We start from the raw sequence: 14,503 nt of genomic DNA on the forward strand, positions 1-14,503 counted from the left end.
ATTCCTCAATTAAACTACGCCAGCGCGCAGCATGTCGTGCATATGTAACACACCCAGCAACTGGTCACCATCAGCAACCATCACGCAGGTTATGTTTTTTTCCTGCATTAAATTCAGCGCATCCACCGCCAGAAGAGAAGGGCGGACGCGGATACCCCCGGTCGTCATGACATCGGCAATCGAGGCTTCGTTGATGTTAACGCCCATATCGAAGATGCGGCGTAAATCACCATCGGTAAAGATACCTTCGATTCGCATCAGATCGTTGCAGATAACCGTCATGCCGAGATTCTTGCGGGTGATTTCCAGCAAGGCATCACGCAAAGAAGCGTCACGGCTGACATGCGGAATTTCATCACCGGTGTGCATGATATCGCTCACGCGCAGTAAGAGCTTGCGACCCAGTGCTCCGCCCGGATGGGAAAGGGCGAAATCTTCGGGTGTGAAACCGCGAGCTTCCAGTAAAGCCACCGCCAGCGCATCGCCCATGACCAATACCGCCGTGGTGCTGCTGGTCGGTGCCAGACCCAGCGGGCAGGCTTCTTTGGGGACTTTCACGCAAAGATGCACATCAGCCGCTTTGCCCATGGTGCTTTCCGGATTAGACGTCATGCAGATAAGCGTGATGTCCAGACGTTTGAGTACCGGGATCAGCCCGAGAATTTCATGTGCTTCGCCGGAATTGGAAATCAGGATCACAACGTCCTGTTTCGACACCATGCCCAGATCACCGTGGCTGGCTTCGCCCGGATGGACAAAGAAAGCCGGTGTGCCGGTGCTGGCAAAGGTCGCTGCCATCTTGCGACCAATGTGGCCGGATTTGCCCATGCCCATCACGACGACTTTGCCGTTGCAGGCGAAGATTTTTTCGCATGCACGGGTAAAATCGCCGTTAATGTATTGATCTAACTGCTCAAGTCCTTCACGTTCTGTTTTCAGCACATCACGCCCGACGGCCTGAAAATCAAAGTCGGAGGCGAAGTTAACGTTAGCCATAGTCAGTTCCTGACAAAGTTCAGAAGGCAATGCTGTCCGGTAACAGGAACAGAACCGCCATATAGGCGATAAATCCACACAGTAACAGTGCGCCGGCGAGATGGCCGATACGGTGTTTACGCATCAGGCACAGCCCGGAAAGCACGATACTGACCGCCAGCATGACCCAGTAATCGCGATGAAACGCGTCCGGGTTGAACGAGCCTGGCGCAACCAGCGCGGGTAATCCCAGCACCAGACAGGTATTAAAAATATTCGCACCAATGATATTGCCCAGTGCGATATCATCTTCGCCCTTAATGGCACCGGCGATAAACGTCGCGAGTTCCGGCAGGCTGGTGCCGATGGCGATGACCGTCAGGCCAATCACCAGTTCGCTGACGCCAAAGTAACGGGCAATCACTGTACTGTTGTCGACAATCATGCCCGACGCCAGCGGCATGATGATAAAGCCCAGTGCCAGCCACAGAAATGCCACGGTGTTGCTGCTGTCCTGAGGAAGTTCGGACATCTGTTCGTACGTCAGCGTATCCAGCCCTTCTTTTTCGGCCGCGCGGGCGATTTTTATCACCAGCATCATAAACACGGCGGCACTGGCCAGCAGCAGAATGCCGTCAAACCGGCTGAGTTCTCCGTCACTTAGCACAAAACCACAGAGTGCTGTGACCAGTAACAATAAAGGGAGTTCGCGGCGTAATATATCAGAACGAACGGAAAGTGGATGAATCAGGGCTGCACCGCCCAAAATCAGAAGAATATTAATGATATTCGAACCAATTGCGTTTCCGACGGCCAAATCCATCTGATCATTGATGGCGGCTGTGGTAGAAACCACCAGTTCCGGGAGAGATATTCCGACGCCGACGACGGTCATGCCAATCACCAGCGGAGGTATGCCTATTGAGCGTGCCAACACTGCGGCTCCGTACACCAGACGATCGGCGGCGTAAACTAACAGTAACAAGCCGACAATCATCAGTACGATAGCGAGAAGCATGAAACATCCTTTATTGGGTATAATGCGAGGTTCGTTGCCTTTGCAGGCAGGCGATTCCTTCGTCAACATGAGCTAAGGCAACATTTTCTCTGAAAACAAGGCCTGCAGGTTCCTGTATGTTAGACGATGAAGGCTTTTAATTTAAAATGATAATTCATCGATTTTGACCGTCTGGGGCGGAAAAGTAAAACGATGGCAACTTTGGTAACGAAACCGGGGTAAGTTTTTGTAAAAATACCAAAGTTATACGACACCCCATCTGGGTCAGACGTATTCTTAGCGAAAGTATTCCGAAGGGATAAACTGAATGAGTCAAAGCGAATCGAATCTGGTTGAGATCAAGGGCATGAGCTTCGTGCGCGGCGATCGTCCCATTTTCGAAGAGATCAATATGACCGTGCCACGCGGCAAAGTCACCGCCATTATGGGGCCTTCGGGGATCGGTAAAACCACCTTGCTGCGCCTGATCGGCGGGCAGCTTGCGCCCAGTCGTGGGGAAATCTGGTTCGACGGAGACAACATTCCGACGTTGTCACGCCGTAAGCTGTACGAATCCCGCAAGAAAATGAGCATGTTGTTTCAGTCCGGTGCATTGTTTACTGACCTGACCGTGTTCGAGAATGTGGCATTTCCGTTGCGTGAGCACAGTAAATTACCGGAAGAACTGCTGCGCAGCACCGTGACCATGAAACTCGAAGCGGTAGGGTTACGCGGTGCCGGCGACCTGATGCCTGCTGAGTTGTCTGGCGGGATGGCGCGTCGTGTAGCGCTGGCGCGTGCGATTGCGCTTGATCCGGAACTCATCATGTTTGATGAGCCTTTTGTGGGTCAGGATCCGATCACTATGGGCGTGCTGGTGAAGCTTATCGATGAACTTAACCATGCGCTGGGCGTGACGTGTATCGTCGTCTCTCATGACGTACCTGAAGTACTCAGTATTGCGGATTATGCGTATATTGTGGCGGCACAGCATGTCATTGCTGAAGGTACACCAGAGGAATTGCAAAATAACCCTGATCCGCGAGTTCGCCAGTTCCTCGACGGTATTGCCGACGGACCGGTGCCTTTCCGTTTTCCTGCCGGTGATTACAAAACCGAGCTGCTCGGATAATGGAGTTCCTGATAAATGTACCTTGTTTTGAAAATAAATAGGGCCTTAGCCTCTGTCGGGCGCCGTGGAATAAACACCTGTGCGTCTTTTGGCCGTGCCGGTCTGATGCTCTTTCGGGCGTTGGTCGGTAAGCCGCAATTTGCCAAACAATGGCCGCTGCTGATCAAGCAGCTCTACAGCGTTGGCGTGCTTTCCCTGCTGATCATCCTGGTTTCCGGCCTGTTTATCGGCATGGTACTGGGCTTGCAGGGATACCTGATTTTAACCACCTACAGCGCTGAGGCCAGCCTCGGTATGATGGTGGCGCTTTCCCTGCTGCGTGAGCTGGGTCCTGTGGTGACGGCGCTGCTGTTTGCTGGTCGTGCGGGTTCAGCCCTGACCGCTGAGCTGGGGCTGATGAAGGCCACCGAGCAAATTTCCAGTCTGGAAATGATGGCTATCGATCCGCTGCGCCGCGTTGTGGCACCGCGTTTCTGGGCTGGCCTGATTTCCATGCCTCTGCTGACGGCGATTTTTGTCGCAGTCGGGATCTGGGGCGGATCGCTGGTCGGCGTGGACTGGAAAGGCATCGATAGCGGATTCTTCTGGTCAGCGATGCAAACTTCCGTAGACTGGCGGACTGACCTGCTTAACTGCTTGATTAAAAGCCTTGTTTTCGCTATCACCGTGACCTGGATTGCGTTGTTCAATGGCTATGATGCGATACCGACGTCCGAAGGGATCAGCCGGGCAACGACACGTACTGTGGTGCATTCGTCACTGGCGGTGCTGGGATTGGATTTTGTGCTGACAGCACTGATGTTTGGAAATTAAACCATGCAAACGAAAAAGAGTGAAATCTGGGTAGGCGCATTTTTGATCATCGCACTGATTGCGGTGTTATTCCTGTGCCTGAAAGTGGCCGACATCCGTTCTATCGGCTCTGACCCGACTTACCGCATTTCTGCGGACTTCGACAATATCGGCGGCCTGAAAAGCGGTTCTCCGGTCAAAGTCGGCGGTGTGGTGATTGGTCGCGTCAGCAGCATATCGCTTGATAAAAACTATTCCCCACGCGTAGAAATGGATATTGACCAGAAGTACAACCAGATCCCGAGTACCAGTACGCTGGCTATCCGCACCTCGGGTTTACTGGGCGAGCAATTCCTGGCGCTGAACATTGGTTTTGAAGACCCTGACATGGGAACGACTATCCTTAAAAACGGTGGCGTCATTCAGGACACCAAATCGGCGCTGGTTCTCGAAGACCTGATTGGCCAGTTCCTTTATAAGAGCGGCGACGGGAAAGCGGATCCGGATGCAGGGTCTGCGACCGCAGCACCCGCGGGCGATTCTGCCCCTGCGCCAGACGCTAACACGGCTCCACAACCGGCTGCTCATTAAGAACTTGCTACTACGGATTCTCCATCAAAGAGGAAATGATTATGTTTAAACGTTTAGTGATCGCCGCACTGCTGGTGGTTATGGCTCCGCTGGCCAATGCCGCGGTTGATAAAACCAACCCTTACAGCGTGATGAATGAAGCGGCGAACAAAACCTTCACCCGCCTCAAAACCGAACAGCCGAAAATCAAGCAGGATCCTAACTACCTGCGCCAGATCGTGCGTGAAGAACTGCTGCCGTACGTGCAGATCAAATACGCCGGTGCGCTGGTGTTAGGTCGCTACTATCAACAGGCGACCCCTGCACAACGTGAGGCGTATTTCGCCGCGTTCTCTGACTATCTGCAACAGGCTTATGGTCAGGCGCTGGCGATGTACAACGGCCAGAATTATACCGTACAGCCGGAACAGTCTTACGCAGATAAAGACATCATTGCTATCCGCGTGACCATTACCGATCCGAACGGTCGTCCGCCAGTACGTCTGGATTTCCAGTGGCGTAAAAACAGCCGTACCGGCGAATGGCAGGCATACGACATGATCGCCGAAGGCGTCAGTATGATTTCGACCAAGCAAAACGAATGGGCGGATATCCTGCGTCAGAAAGGGATTGATGGTCTGACTGCGCGTCTGAAACAAGCTGCTGCAGAACCGATTACCCTGGATAAAAAATGAGTGAAGCATTGCGCTGGGAATCGCAGCCGCCGCGACTGACGTTGCACGGTGAACTGGATCGCGAAACGCTGGTCCCCTTCTGGGATGCGCGCAAAAAGCTGATGTCCGGGATTACCTGTCTGGATGTTTCCGGGCTGGAGCGTGTGGATTCTTCCGGTCTGGCGCTGTTAGTGCATTTGCGTGAAGAGGCCAGCCAGCAGGGCGTTTCTCTGACGGTGGCTGGTATCACCGACAGACTGAATACTCTGATTGCGCTCTACAATCTGCAGGACATTATTCCGGCTGCCTGAGCAAATAAGCCAGCAGTTCCGGTAAGTTAGGCGGCTGAAGACGTACCGTCGCCTGACGCTCTCCAAAGCCCCTGTGCGAAACTCTTGCTCAGGGGCTTTTTCGTGGTTTAAGAATTGCGCCGATCCCTATAAGATATCGGGCTGTTATGATTCTTCAGAAGAATAGATCCCCTATGGAAACGAGTGAAATTAAAGATGTGCTGATGAACGCATTGGCACTGGACGAAGCCCACATTACTGGCGATGGCAGTCATTTTCAGGCCATTGTCGTTGGTGCGATGTTTGATGGCATGAGCCGCGTGAAAAAACAACAGACCGTTTACGCCCCGCTGATGGAATACATCGCCGACAACCGAATCCACGCACTGTCTATCAAGGCTTATACCCCTGAAGAATGGGCGCGTGACCGTAAACTGAGCGGTTTATAAGACTGCCGGAGTTCCGGCAGCTTCCTCATATCTGACCTGTCGTTTAAATGAATAGAGAGCAGTCATAATGGATAAATTTCGTGTACAGGGTGGGACTCGTCTAAGCGGCGAAGTCACTATCTCTGGTGCAAAAAATGCAGCACTTCCTATTTTGTTTGCCGCACTGCTTGCTGAAGAACCTGTTGAACTCCAGAACGTTCCTCACCTGAAAGATATCGATACCACCATCAAACTGCTGAGCCAGCTGGGCACCAAAATCGAACGTAACGGTTCGGTCTTTGTGGATGCCAGTGCGGTAAACGAGTTTTGTGCGCCGTACGATCTGGTGAAAACCATGCGTGCTTCCATCTGGGCGCTGGGTCCGCTGGTGGCGCGTTTTGGTCGTGGCGAAGTTTCCCTGCCGGGCGGTTGTGCTATCGGCGCACGTCCTGTTGACCTGCACATCACCGGTCTGGAACAACTGGGCGCAACGATCGTGCTGGAAGAAGGCTACGTGAAAGCGTCCGTAGACGGTCGGCTGAAAGGCGCACACATCGTGATGGATAAAGTCAGCGTTGGCGCGACAGTCACCATCATGAGTGCCGCCACACTGGCCGAAGGCACCACCATTATTGAAAACGCCGCACGTGAGCCGGAAATCGTTGATACTGCGAATTTCCTGAATACGCTGGGCGCGAAAATCACCGGCGCGGGCACCGACAGAATTACCATCGAAGGCGTTGCACGTCTGGGTGGCGGTGTTTATCGCGTAGTGCCTGACCGTATTGAAACCGGGACTTTCCTGGTGGCGGCGGCGATTTCCGGTGGCAAAATTGTCTGCCGTGAAGCCCGTCCTGATACGCTGGATGCCGTTCTGGCGAAACTGCGTGAAGCTGGCGCTGAAATCGAAGTGGGCGAAGACTGGATCAGTCTCGACATGCATGGCAAACGTGCCAAAGCGGTAACGTTCCGTACTGCGCCGCATCCGGGCTTCCCGACTGACATGCAGGCACAGTTCAGCCTGCTGAACCTGGTGGCTGAAGGCACAGGTGTTATCACTGAAACCATCTTCGAAAACCGTTTCATGCATATTCCTGAGCTGATCCGTATGGGCGCTCACGCTGAAATCGAAGGCAGCACTCTGATTTGTCATGGCGTTGAAAAACTGTCTGGCGCTCAGGTGATGGCGACCGATTTGCGCGCTTCCGCCAGCCTGGTTCTGGCCGGTTGTATCGCAGAAGGCGTGACCGTCGTTGACCGTATTTATCACATTGATCGTGGCTATGAGCGTATCGAAGATAAACTGCGTCAGCTGGGTGCAAAAATCGAGCGTTTTAAAGGCGAGTAATTCCTGAGCCTGACGCAATAAAAAAGCCGGAAGGGGAGACCTTTCCGGCTTTTTTTGTGTGTTCAACGGCTATCAGTGATCAGGATATTCCTGCACGGTGACCTGCAAGGTCAGCTGCTGGCCGTCCCGAATGATTTTAACTGGGATCACCGTGCCAGGGCGGACTTCCGCAACCTGATCCATCGTCTCAATCGCGGAAACAGCCGGTTTATTATTCACGTTAACAATCACATCGCGCACCTGCATACCCGCATTTGCCGCCGGACCGTTCGGGGTGACTTCATTAACCACAATCCCCTGAATGCGATCCAGTCCGCTGTTCGGCCCGTGCAGAGGCGATACCTCGCGGCCGCTGATGCCGATATAACCGCGAATGACGCGACCATCACGAATAAGCTTGCCCATCACTTTGGTGGCCAGCGCTGTCGGGATTGCAAAGCCAATGCCTTCCGGCGTCGCACCGTCATTACTCTGGTCAAATGACAGCGTATTAATCCCCATCAGCTCACCCAGTGAGTTCACCAGCGCACCGCCGGAGTTCCCCTGGTTGATTGAGGCATCGGTTTGCAGGAAGTTCTGGCGACCGGACGGGCTCAGACCGATACGACCGGTGGCACTGATAATGCCTTGTGTGACGGTCTGCCCGAGGTTATACGGGTTACCAATCGCCATCACGACATCACCGACATGCGGAGTCCGGTGTGAATTAATCGGGATCACCGGCAGATTACCGGCGTTGATTTTGAGTACAGCCAGGTCAGTCAGGCTGTCAGAACCCACCAGCAAGGCTTCAAATACGCGGCCATCTTGTAGCGCCACGATGATCTGATCGGCATTATTAATGACATGTTTGTTGGTCAGGATATAGCCATTGTCATTCATGATAACGCCGGAACCCAGCGTGCGAATGGCCAGTTCGTTTTGCGAACTGTTGCCCATGTTGCGGTTATAGACGTTCACGACGGCAGGAGCCGCGTGACGAACGCCCGAGTTATAGCTGACAGGTTCTTCGCTGGTTTGGGTGAAATTGCGTTCGAACAGCGGGTCTGTGATGTTTTTACGCAACATAGGTACCGCCGCCAGCAAAATGCCAGCAACAATCAGGCCGATAACAGCGGATCTCAATAGCTTAACAAACATGGGTGTATGGGATGCGAGATAAAAAGTGAGGGAAGAATAGCATGAGTTAATCGGACGCAGCAGCACCTGCGTCCGATTTTCAACGCTTTACGGCATGAATAAGTAGATATTCTGCCCTTTACGCACAATGCTCAGCGCAATCAGGTCCGGTTTGCTTTCCAGAATTTTGCGGAAGGCGGCAAGATTCTCAAGCGGCTCACGGTTTACGCCGATAATCACATCGTCTTTTTGCAGACCTATCTGATCAGCCGGTGTGCCTTTCTTCACGTCATCGACATGCACGCCTTTAGCATTTTTATCTGCCGGATCGCTGAGTGTCACACCCTGCAAGGCAGGATTGAGTTTCTCAATGCTGACTTCCACGGCCGGGCTTTTATCCAGCGTGACGTTCACGGTCATCGGTTTGCCATCGCGCAGCAAACCAATCTGCATCGTAACGCCCGGACCGGCGGTACCGACTTTTGCACGTAATTCTGCAAAGCTGCTCAGCTTTTTGCCCTGAAGTGTGACCAGCACGTCACCGGATTTAATCCCGGCTTTTGCTGCCGCCGAATCAGGCAGCACTTCATTGACGAATGCGCCACGCTGGCTGTCGAGTTTAAATGCCTGTGCCAGTTCCGCCGTCATTTCACTGCCGCGGATCCCCAGCAGGCCACGTTTCACTTCGCCAAATTCAATCAGCTGATGGCTGAGGTTTTTCGCCATATTCACCGGGATAGCAAAGCCGATACCAACGCTGCCACCCTGGGAAGAAATAATGGCGGTATTGATGCCAATCAGTTCACCTTTCAGGTCGAGCAGGGCACCGCCGGAGTTGCCGCGGTTAATCGAGGCATCGGTCTGAATAAAGTTTTCCAGCCCTTCAAGGTTCAGGCCGCTGCGACCGAGAGCAGACACAATACCGGACGTCACGGTCTGACCGAGCCCGAACGGGTTGCCGACGGCGACCGCAAAATCGCCCACGCGCAGATTATCTGAATCAGCCATGGTGATTTGTGTGAGATTTTTCGCATCGATCAGCTGGATGACGGCGATGTCAGACTGATCGTCTTTACCGATGAGCTTGGCTTTATATTCGCGGCCATCGTTGAGCTGAACGCTGATCTTGTCAGCGTTATTCACGACGTGATTGTTGGTGAGCACGTAGCCTTTAGCGGCATCAATAATAACGCCCGAGCCCAGACCTTCAAAAGGCTGTGGCCCTGCATTTGGCTCTGGATCTTGCTGACCAAAGAAGAATTTGTATTCCGGTGGCACATCCGCACTTGGCGGCTGCGTGCCGGAAACCTGAACGCCCACGACGGCCGGCAGCACTTTATCCAGCATCGGTGCCAGGCTTGGCAAAGGTTGTCCCTGAACTTGTGTCGGTAAAGCAGCATTCGCCATAGGCGCAGAAGCGAAAGTTAATCCAAGGCTAACAGCTAACACACTGAGCAAAAATGACTTTTTCTTCATCACGATAACTCTCTCGCTTTCTGTAAGGGACGTCAGTTATGGACAATAGAACGATGATTCACTGCACGGGAAGGGGCTTGAGAACGGCACATGCACGGAACATGTGCCGTAAATACGCCTGCATAAAGAGTATAATGCAGGCAGGAGCGTCTGTTATTTACGAACCGGACGCTCGCCACGCAACAAACCCGATGCGCCATCAGAATAATCACGCGGCATTTGTACCGGCACCTGATCGTTATCGGCTTCAGAACCGGTCAGGCGATAGTTGAACGGATTATCCTGCTCTGGCATATCAGGCAGCAGATTGTTGGAGCTCTTCGCCATATGCTGATAAAGCTGACGGTAATCTGTCGCCATGTTATCGAGCAACTCTGCGCTGCGGGCAAAATGACCCACCAGCTCCTGACGGTATTCGTCGAGTTCGGCTTTGCTTTTCTCCAGTTCGTTTTTCATGACTTGTTGATCACGTAATTTACGATTACCAAAGCGCATCGCTACCGCACCAATCGCGATACCGACCACTAATCCAATGAGTGCATACTCCCAGGTCATAATGACTCCTATTTTGACTTCGTTGTCCCGCAGGGCTTTTTCACGTAACTTTTATGACTTAACTTTTTTACACAATGGTTTTAACGTAATTGTCACACGCATTCGTCATGCAATAGCTCCACTATAACCGTTAACCTTGTCAGAGTGGAATCCTGCCGGGAAAATCGCTGCCGTCTGATGGTTTTTTAGCACACAGACAGCCGGGAAAAGCGGCGAACCTACGGCAAAAAAGCGGCTAAACGACGTGAAAAACTTAAAATTTTTTTCTCAGGGACGTTAACTAAGATGCAACCCAAATCACCACTTTTCGTTTATCAGAACGCCGTTGATGCTGGCGAGTTCCAGCCGGACGCGGTTCAGAAACAGGCTGTTGCCCAGCTCGACGCTATTTATCAGGCCTTATCTTCCCGTCCGGCGGCAGAACCTGCGACCAGCCGGGGTGGCTTGCTTGGGCGACTGTTTGGCAAAAGTGCGCCAAAAACCACGCAACGCCCGGTTCAGGGCTTATATATGTGGGGTGGCGTCGGGCGCGGCAAAACCTGGCTGATGGATTTGTTTTTCCACAGTCTGCCGGGCGAGCGCAAACTTCGTCTCCACTTTCACCGCTTTATGTTGCGCGTTCACGAAGAACTGACGCAGCTCCAGGGGCAGGAAGATCCGCTGGAAGTGATTGCCGACCGTTTCAAAGCGGAAACCGACGTGCTGTGTTTCGATGAGTTTTTTGTCTCGGATATCACCGACGCGATGCTGCTGGCGACATTGCTACAGGCGCTGTTCGCACGTGGGATCACGTTAATCGCCACGTCCAACATTCCGCCTGACTCGCTTTACCGGAACGGCCTGCAACGCGCGCGTTTCCTGCCAGCTATCGATCTGATTAAAGAATATTGCGATGTCCTGAATGTGGATGCCGGGATTGATTACCGCCTGCGTACGCTGACTCAGGCCAATTTATGGCTGACTCCGGCGGGCGGGGATACGACGGCCGCCATGCAAAGTATGCTGGGAAAACTGACCGGTAATCACAGCGGTTCGGCGGGTACTGAGGCGGTCACGCTGGAAGTGAATCACCGCCCGATGCGGGCGATTGCCGCCGTCGATGGCGTGCTGGCGATAGAATTCCATACGCTTTGTGAAGAGGCGCGCAGCCAGCTCGACTACATTGCGCTGTCAAAAATCTATCACAGCGTGCTGCTGCACAATGTGCCGGTGATGAAGGCGGACAATGAAAATTCGGCGCGACGTTTTCTGGCTCTGGTGGATGAGTTTTATGAGCGTCATGTCAAACTGGTGGTTTCTGCTGCGGCACCGATGTTTGAGATTTATCAGGGCGAACGGCTGAAATTCGAGTATCAGCGCTGCCTGTCCCGTCTGCAGGAAATGCAAAGTGAGGAATACCTCAAGCGACCGCATCTGCCGTGATTTTTAGCTGATTATATTTTGCTCGATTTGTGATATAAGAACACGCAGTACATTCTGCATGGCGAACCCTTCTGCTGTCGTGAAGGAAATCTTCCTTTTCGTCGAAAAAGGGTTCGATCTTTGCAGGAGACTTCTCTATAATCTTGCGACCCCACGTTACTACAAAGTTTTTTTCCCGAAACTTTATAAGTGCCAGCATTGGCTATTCGAAGGGGTAGGTTTGCTGGACGATGGTCGTGTGAACCTCCAATACTTATTTTATAAACCTGGGTTCTTATGTGGTTTATAAAAACATATAGGCGTTTGGGTGTTCGCCAACGTGTAACTTTAATTGGGTAAGCTTTTAATGAAAACTTTTACAGCTAAACCGGAAACCGTACAACGTGACTGGTTCGTAGTTGACGCTACCGGCAAGACCTTAGGTCGCCTGGCCACTGAACTGGCTCGCCGTCTGCGTGGCAAACATAAAGCGGAATACACTCCGCACGTTGATACTGGTGATTACATCATCGTTCTGAACGCAGAAAAAGTTGCTGTAACCGGCAACAAGCGTAACGACAAGATTTATTACCATCACACCGGCCACATCGGTGGTATCAAGCAAGCGACCTTTGAAGAGATGATCGCTCGCCGTCCTGAACGCGTGATCGAACTCGCGGTTAAAGGCATGTTGCCAAAGGGCCCGCTGGGTCGTGCAATGTACCGCAAAATGAAAGTTTACGCGGGTAACGAGCACACTCATGCGGCGCAACAACCGCAAGTTCTTGACATTTAATTCGGGATTATAGGCAATGGCTGAAAATCAATACTACGGCACTGGTCGCCGCAAAAGCTCCGCCGCTCGTGTTTTCATCAAACCGGGTAGTGGTAACATCGTAATTAACCAGCGTAGCCTGGAACAGTACTTTGGTCGTGAAACTGCCCGCATGGTAGTTCGTCAACCACTGGAACTGGTCGACATGGTTGAGAAATTCGACCTGTACATCACCGTTAAAGGTGGTGGTATCTCCGGTCAAGCTGGTGCTATCCGTCACGGTATTACCCGTGCACTGATGGAATATGACGAAAATCTTCGTGGCGAACTGCGTAAAGCTGGCTTCGTTACTCGTGATGCTCGTCAGGTTGAACGTAAGAAAGTCGGTCTGCGTAAAGCACGTCGTCGTCCTCAGTTCTCCAAACGTTAATTTTCTGCTGCTTTGCAGCTCAGTGCTTCGGCACGAAAATCAGCGTCAAAAACCCGGTGCTTCACCGGGTTTTTTTATGCCTTTTTTTCAGCAATCGCAGGGGAAATGATCTCCTGACACACAATTCCCCACGAAATCGTCTCACCGTCCACCACAGCCCGCGTAAAATCTGGTAAACTATCACACACTTTTGTGCCTATTCGCCGAGCAGTTGACGTTGCCGCGCTTCCTGGCTGGGTTCGCCTTGCCGATGGTTGTCTATGAAACTACGGGACAAAAACTGCAGGCTGGCGATAACTCGCTGTAATATTCTAGATAAACTTGGAGGTTTTCATGGCTGTCGCTGCCAACAAACGTTCGGTAATGACGCTGTTTTCCGGCCCGACCGACATTTTTAGCCATCAAGTACGTATCGTACTGGCGGAAAAAGGTGTCAGTGTCGAGATCGAGCAGGTTGAGATGGATCACCTGCCGCAGGATCTTATTGACCTCAACCCTTACCGCACCGTGCCTACGCTGGTTGATCGTGAGCTGACCCTGTTCGAATCCCGCATCATCATGGAATATCTTGATGAGCGTTTCCCGCATCCACCGCTGATGCCGGTTTATCCGGTTGCCCGTGGTGAGAGCCGTCTGATGATGCACCGCATCGAAAACGACTGGTATTCGCTGATGCGTCAAGTTGAGCAAGGTTCTGCGACTGAAGCGGACGCTGCGCGTAAGCAACTGCGTGAAGAGCTGCTGGCGATTGCGCCAATCTTCTCGTACATGCCTTACTTCAAAAGCGAAGAGTTCAGCCTGGTCGATTGCTACCTGGCTCCGCTGCTTTGGCGTTTGCCAGAGCTGGGCATTGAGCTGTCAGGTGCCGGTTCTAAAGAGCTGAAAGGCTACATGACCCGCGTCTTCGAACGTGATGCTTTCCTGGCTTCCCTGACCGAAGCAGAGCGCGAAATGCGTTTGCATACCCGAGGCTAAGGTATGGAGATGACCGACATGTCTCCGCGTCGCCCCTATCTGCTGCGGGCTTTTTATGACTGGTTGCTCGACAACCAGTTAACCCCGCATCTGGTGGTTGACGTGACGATGCCTGGCGTGATGGTGCCGATGGAGTTTGCGCGTGACGGACAAATCGTTCTGAACGTTGCGCCGCGTGCTGTCGGCAATCTCGAACTGGGTAACGATGATGTACGCTTTAACGCCCGTTTTGGCGGCGTGCCGCGTAACGTATTTGTACCGATCGCTGCCGTTCTGGCGATTTACGCCCGTGAAAACGGTGCCGGTACCATGTTCGAACCTGAACCTGCTTATGAAGCTGAAGGCGCCTTTGACGGCGACCTGAGCGCGGATGAGCCGACAGAGCCGACCATGTCAGTCATTGATGGCGATTTGCCAGATGTGGCTGAAGAAGATCCGGATGATGAGCCGCCGGCTCCGCCACGCGGTGGTCGCCCGGCATTGCGTGTTGTGAAATAACAACCCGACTCAGCCCGGTTTTACGCTTAAACCCTGCGATATTCGCGGGGTTTTTTATTGCCCTGAAT

At 52.7% G+C, this 14,503-nt stretch carries 17 protein-coding genes; 12 read left to right on the forward strand and 5 right to left on the reverse strand.

The window, feature by feature from the left end; genetic code table 11:
- Positions 1–9: 9 nt before the first annotated feature.
- Entirely contained in the window at positions 10–996 is a 987-nt protein-coding gene (gene kdsD / locus CKQ54_RS05625; protein WP_112288372.1) for an arabinose-5-phosphate isomerase KdsD, read from the reverse strand.
- A 19-nt stretch (positions 997–1,015) separates the two neighbouring features.
- Positions 1,016–1,993 (reverse strand): calcium/sodium antiporter, encoded by a 978-nt coding sequence (locus CKQ54_RS05630; RefSeq protein ID WP_120162161.1) that lies wholly within the window; start codon positions 1,991–1,993, stop codon positions 1,016–1,018.
- A gap of 307 nt (positions 1,994–2,300) precedes the next feature.
- On the opposite strand from CKQ54_RS05630, the gene mlaF reads away from it, so the two are divergent.
- From mlaF to murA, 7 genes are all read left to right on the forward strand, one after another.
- Positions 2,301–3,104 (forward strand): phospholipid ABC transporter ATP-binding protein MlaF, encoded by an 804-nt coding sequence (gene mlaF / locus CKQ54_RS05635; RefSeq protein WP_120162160.1) that lies wholly within the window; start codon positions 2,301–2,303, stop codon positions 3,102–3,104.
- Between the two features lie 15 nt (positions 3,105–3,119).
- Positions 3,120–3,917, forward strand: a complete 798-nt coding sequence (gene mlaE / locus CKQ54_RS05640) for a lipid asymmetry maintenance ABC transporter permease subunit MlaE (RefSeq protein ID WP_112288375.1) — start codon at positions 3,120–3,122, stop codon at positions 3,915–3,917.
- Positions 3,918–3,920: 3 nt separating this feature from the next.
- Entirely contained in the window at positions 3,921–4,487 is a 567-nt protein-coding gene (gene mlaD, locus CKQ54_RS05645; protein ID WP_120162159.1) for an outer membrane lipid asymmetry maintenance protein MlaD, read from the forward strand.
- A 41-nt stretch (positions 4,488–4,528) separates the two neighbouring features.
- Positions 4,529–5,161, forward strand: coding sequence for a phospholipid-binding protein MlaC (mlaC, locus tag CKQ54_RS05650; RefSeq protein WP_112288377.1), 633 nt, complete (start codon positions 4,529–4,531; stop codon positions 5,159–5,161).
- Complete coding sequence (gene mlaB, locus CKQ54_RS05655) at positions 5,158–5,451, forward strand: lipid asymmetry maintenance protein MlaB (protein ID WP_112288378.1); 294 nt, start codon at positions 5,158–5,160, stop codon at positions 5,449–5,451. The genes mlaC and mlaB overlap by 4 nt, the downstream gene beginning before the upstream one ends.
- Before the next feature lie 173 nt (positions 5,452–5,624).
- Positions 5,625–5,879 carry a BolA family iron metabolism protein IbaG gene (gene ibaG, locus CKQ54_RS05660; RefSeq protein WP_013577246.1) on the forward strand — a complete coding sequence of 85 codons (255 nt, stop codon included), beginning with the start codon at positions 5,625–5,627 and terminating at the stop codon, positions 5,877–5,879.
- Positions 5,880–5,946: 67 nt separating this feature from the next.
- Positions 5,947–7,206, forward strand: coding sequence for a UDP-N-acetylglucosamine 1-carboxyvinyltransferase (gene murA, locus CKQ54_RS05665; protein WP_112288379.1), 1,260 nt, complete (start codon positions 5,947–5,949; stop codon positions 7,204–7,206).
- Positions 7,207–7,278: 72 nt separating this feature from the next.
- Here murA and degS read toward each other — a convergent pair whose 3' ends face one another.
- The 3 genes from degS to zapG all read right to left on the reverse strand — a co-directional run bounded on the left by degS (position 7,279) and on the right by zapG (position 10,356).
- Positions 7,279–8,346 (reverse strand): outer membrane-stress sensor serine endopeptidase DegS, encoded by a 1,068-nt coding sequence (gene degS / locus CKQ54_RS05670; protein ID WP_112288380.1) that lies wholly within the window; start codon positions 8,344–8,346, stop codon positions 7,279–7,281.
- 87 nt (positions 8,347–8,433) lie between these two features.
- Positions 8,434–9,801: a serine endoprotease DegQ gene (gene degQ, locus CKQ54_RS05675; protein WP_112288381.1), complete on the reverse strand. Its 1,368-nt coding sequence runs from the start codon at positions 9,799–9,801 to the stop codon at positions 8,434–8,436.
- A gap of 153 nt (positions 9,802–9,954) precedes the next feature.
- On the reverse strand, positions 9,955–10,356 hold the full coding sequence (zapG, locus tag CKQ54_RS05680; protein WP_013577242.1) for a Z-ring associated protein ZapG: 402 nt from the start codon (positions 10,354–10,356) through the stop codon (positions 9,955–9,957).
- Between the two features lie 285 nt (positions 10,357–10,641).
- Here zapG and zapE point away from each other — a divergent pair, with 285 nt between their 5' ends.
- The 5 genes from zapE to sspB all read left to right on the forward strand — a co-directional run bounded on the left by zapE (position 10,642) and on the right by sspB (position 14,435).
- Positions 10,642–11,778 (forward strand): cell division protein ZapE, encoded by a 1,137-nt coding sequence (gene zapE, locus CKQ54_RS05685; protein ID WP_120162158.1) that lies wholly within the window; start codon positions 10,642–10,644, stop codon positions 11,776–11,778.
- Between the two features lie 346 nt (positions 11,779–12,124).
- Positions 12,125–12,553: a 50S ribosomal protein L13 gene (gene rplM / locus CKQ54_RS05695; protein WP_013577239.1), complete on the forward strand. Its 429-nt coding sequence runs from the start codon at positions 12,125–12,127 to the stop codon at positions 12,551–12,553.
- 16 nt (positions 12,554–12,569) lie between these two features.
- A complete protein-coding gene (gene rpsI, locus CKQ54_RS05700) occupies positions 12,570–12,962 on the forward strand; it encodes a 30S ribosomal protein S9 (RefSeq protein WP_013577238.1) in 393 nt (130 codons plus the stop codon).
- Positions 12,963–13,295: 333 nt separating this feature from the next.
- A complete protein-coding gene (gene sspA / locus CKQ54_RS05705) occupies positions 13,296–13,937 on the forward strand; it encodes a stringent starvation protein SspA (protein ID WP_112288384.1) in 642 nt (213 codons plus the stop codon).
- Between the two features lie 3 nt (positions 13,938–13,940).
- Positions 13,941–14,435, forward strand: coding sequence for a ClpXP protease specificity-enhancing factor (gene sspB, locus CKQ54_RS05710; protein ID WP_112288385.1), 495 nt, complete (start codon positions 13,941–13,943; stop codon positions 14,433–14,435).
- Positions 14,436–14,503 lie beyond the last annotated feature (68 nt).

Source organism: Rahnella variigena, from assembly GCF_003610915.1.
GTDB classification, from domain to species: domain Bacteria; phylum Pseudomonadota; class Gammaproteobacteria; order Enterobacterales; family Enterobacteriaceae; genus Rahnella; species Rahnella variigena.

Bases quoted from the DNA above. Each gene is read 5' to 3' on its own strand.
- kdsD (WP_112288372.1), bottom strand. From the start codon at position 996: ATGGCTAACGTTAACTTCGCCTCCGACTTTGATTTTCAGGCCGTCGGG.
- CKQ54_RS05630 (WP_120162161.1), bottom strand. From the start codon at position 1,993: ATGCTTCTCGCTATCGTACTGATGATTGTCGGCTTGTTACTGTTAGTT.
- mlaF (WP_120162160.1), top strand. From the start codon at position 2,301: ATGAGTCAAAGCGAATCGAATCTGGTTGAGATCAAGGGCATGAGCTTC.
- mlaE (WP_112288375.1), top strand. From the start codon at position 3,120: ATGTACCTTGTTTTGAAAATAAATAGGGCCTTAGCCTCTGTCGGGCGC.
- mlaD (WP_120162159.1), top strand. From the start codon at position 3,921: ATGCAAACGAAAAAGAGTGAAATCTGGGTAGGCGCATTTTTGATCATC.
- mlaC (WP_112288377.1), top strand. From the start codon at position 4,529: ATGTTTAAACGTTTAGTGATCGCCGCACTGCTGGTGGTTATGGCTCCG.
- mlaB (WP_112288378.1), top strand. From the start codon at position 5,158: ATGAGTGAAGCATTGCGCTGGGAATCGCAGCCGCCGCGACTGACGTTG.
- ibaG (WP_013577246.1), top strand. From the start codon at position 5,625: ATGGAAACGAGTGAAATTAAAGATGTGCTGATGAACGCATTGGCACTG.
- murA (WP_112288379.1), top strand. From the start codon at position 5,947: ATGGATAAATTTCGTGTACAGGGTGGGACTCGTCTAAGCGGCGAAGTC.
- degS (WP_112288380.1), bottom strand. From the start codon at position 8,346: ATGTTTGTTAAGCTATTGAGATCCGCTGTTATCGGCCTGATTGTTGCT.
- degQ (WP_112288381.1), bottom strand. From the start codon at position 9,801: ATGAAGAAAAAGTCATTTTTGCTCAGTGTGTTAGCTGTTAGCCTTGGA.
- zapG (WP_013577242.1), bottom strand. From the start codon at position 10,356: ATGACCTGGGAGTATGCACTCATTGGATTAGTGGTCGGTATCGCGATT.
- zapE (WP_120162158.1), top strand. From the start codon at position 10,642: ATGCAACCCAAATCACCACTTTTCGTTTATCAGAACGCCGTTGATGCT.
- rplM (WP_013577239.1), top strand. From the start codon at position 12,125: ATGAAAACTTTTACAGCTAAACCGGAAACCGTACAACGTGACTGGTTC.
- rpsI (WP_013577238.1), top strand. From the start codon at position 12,570: ATGGCTGAAAATCAATACTACGGCACTGGTCGCCGCAAAAGCTCCGCC.
- sspA (WP_112288384.1), top strand. From the start codon at position 13,296: ATGGCTGTCGCTGCCAACAAACGTTCGGTAATGACGCTGTTTTCCGGC.
- sspB (WP_112288385.1), top strand. From the start codon at position 13,941: ATGGAGATGACCGACATGTCTCCGCGTCGCCCCTATCTGCTGCGGGCT.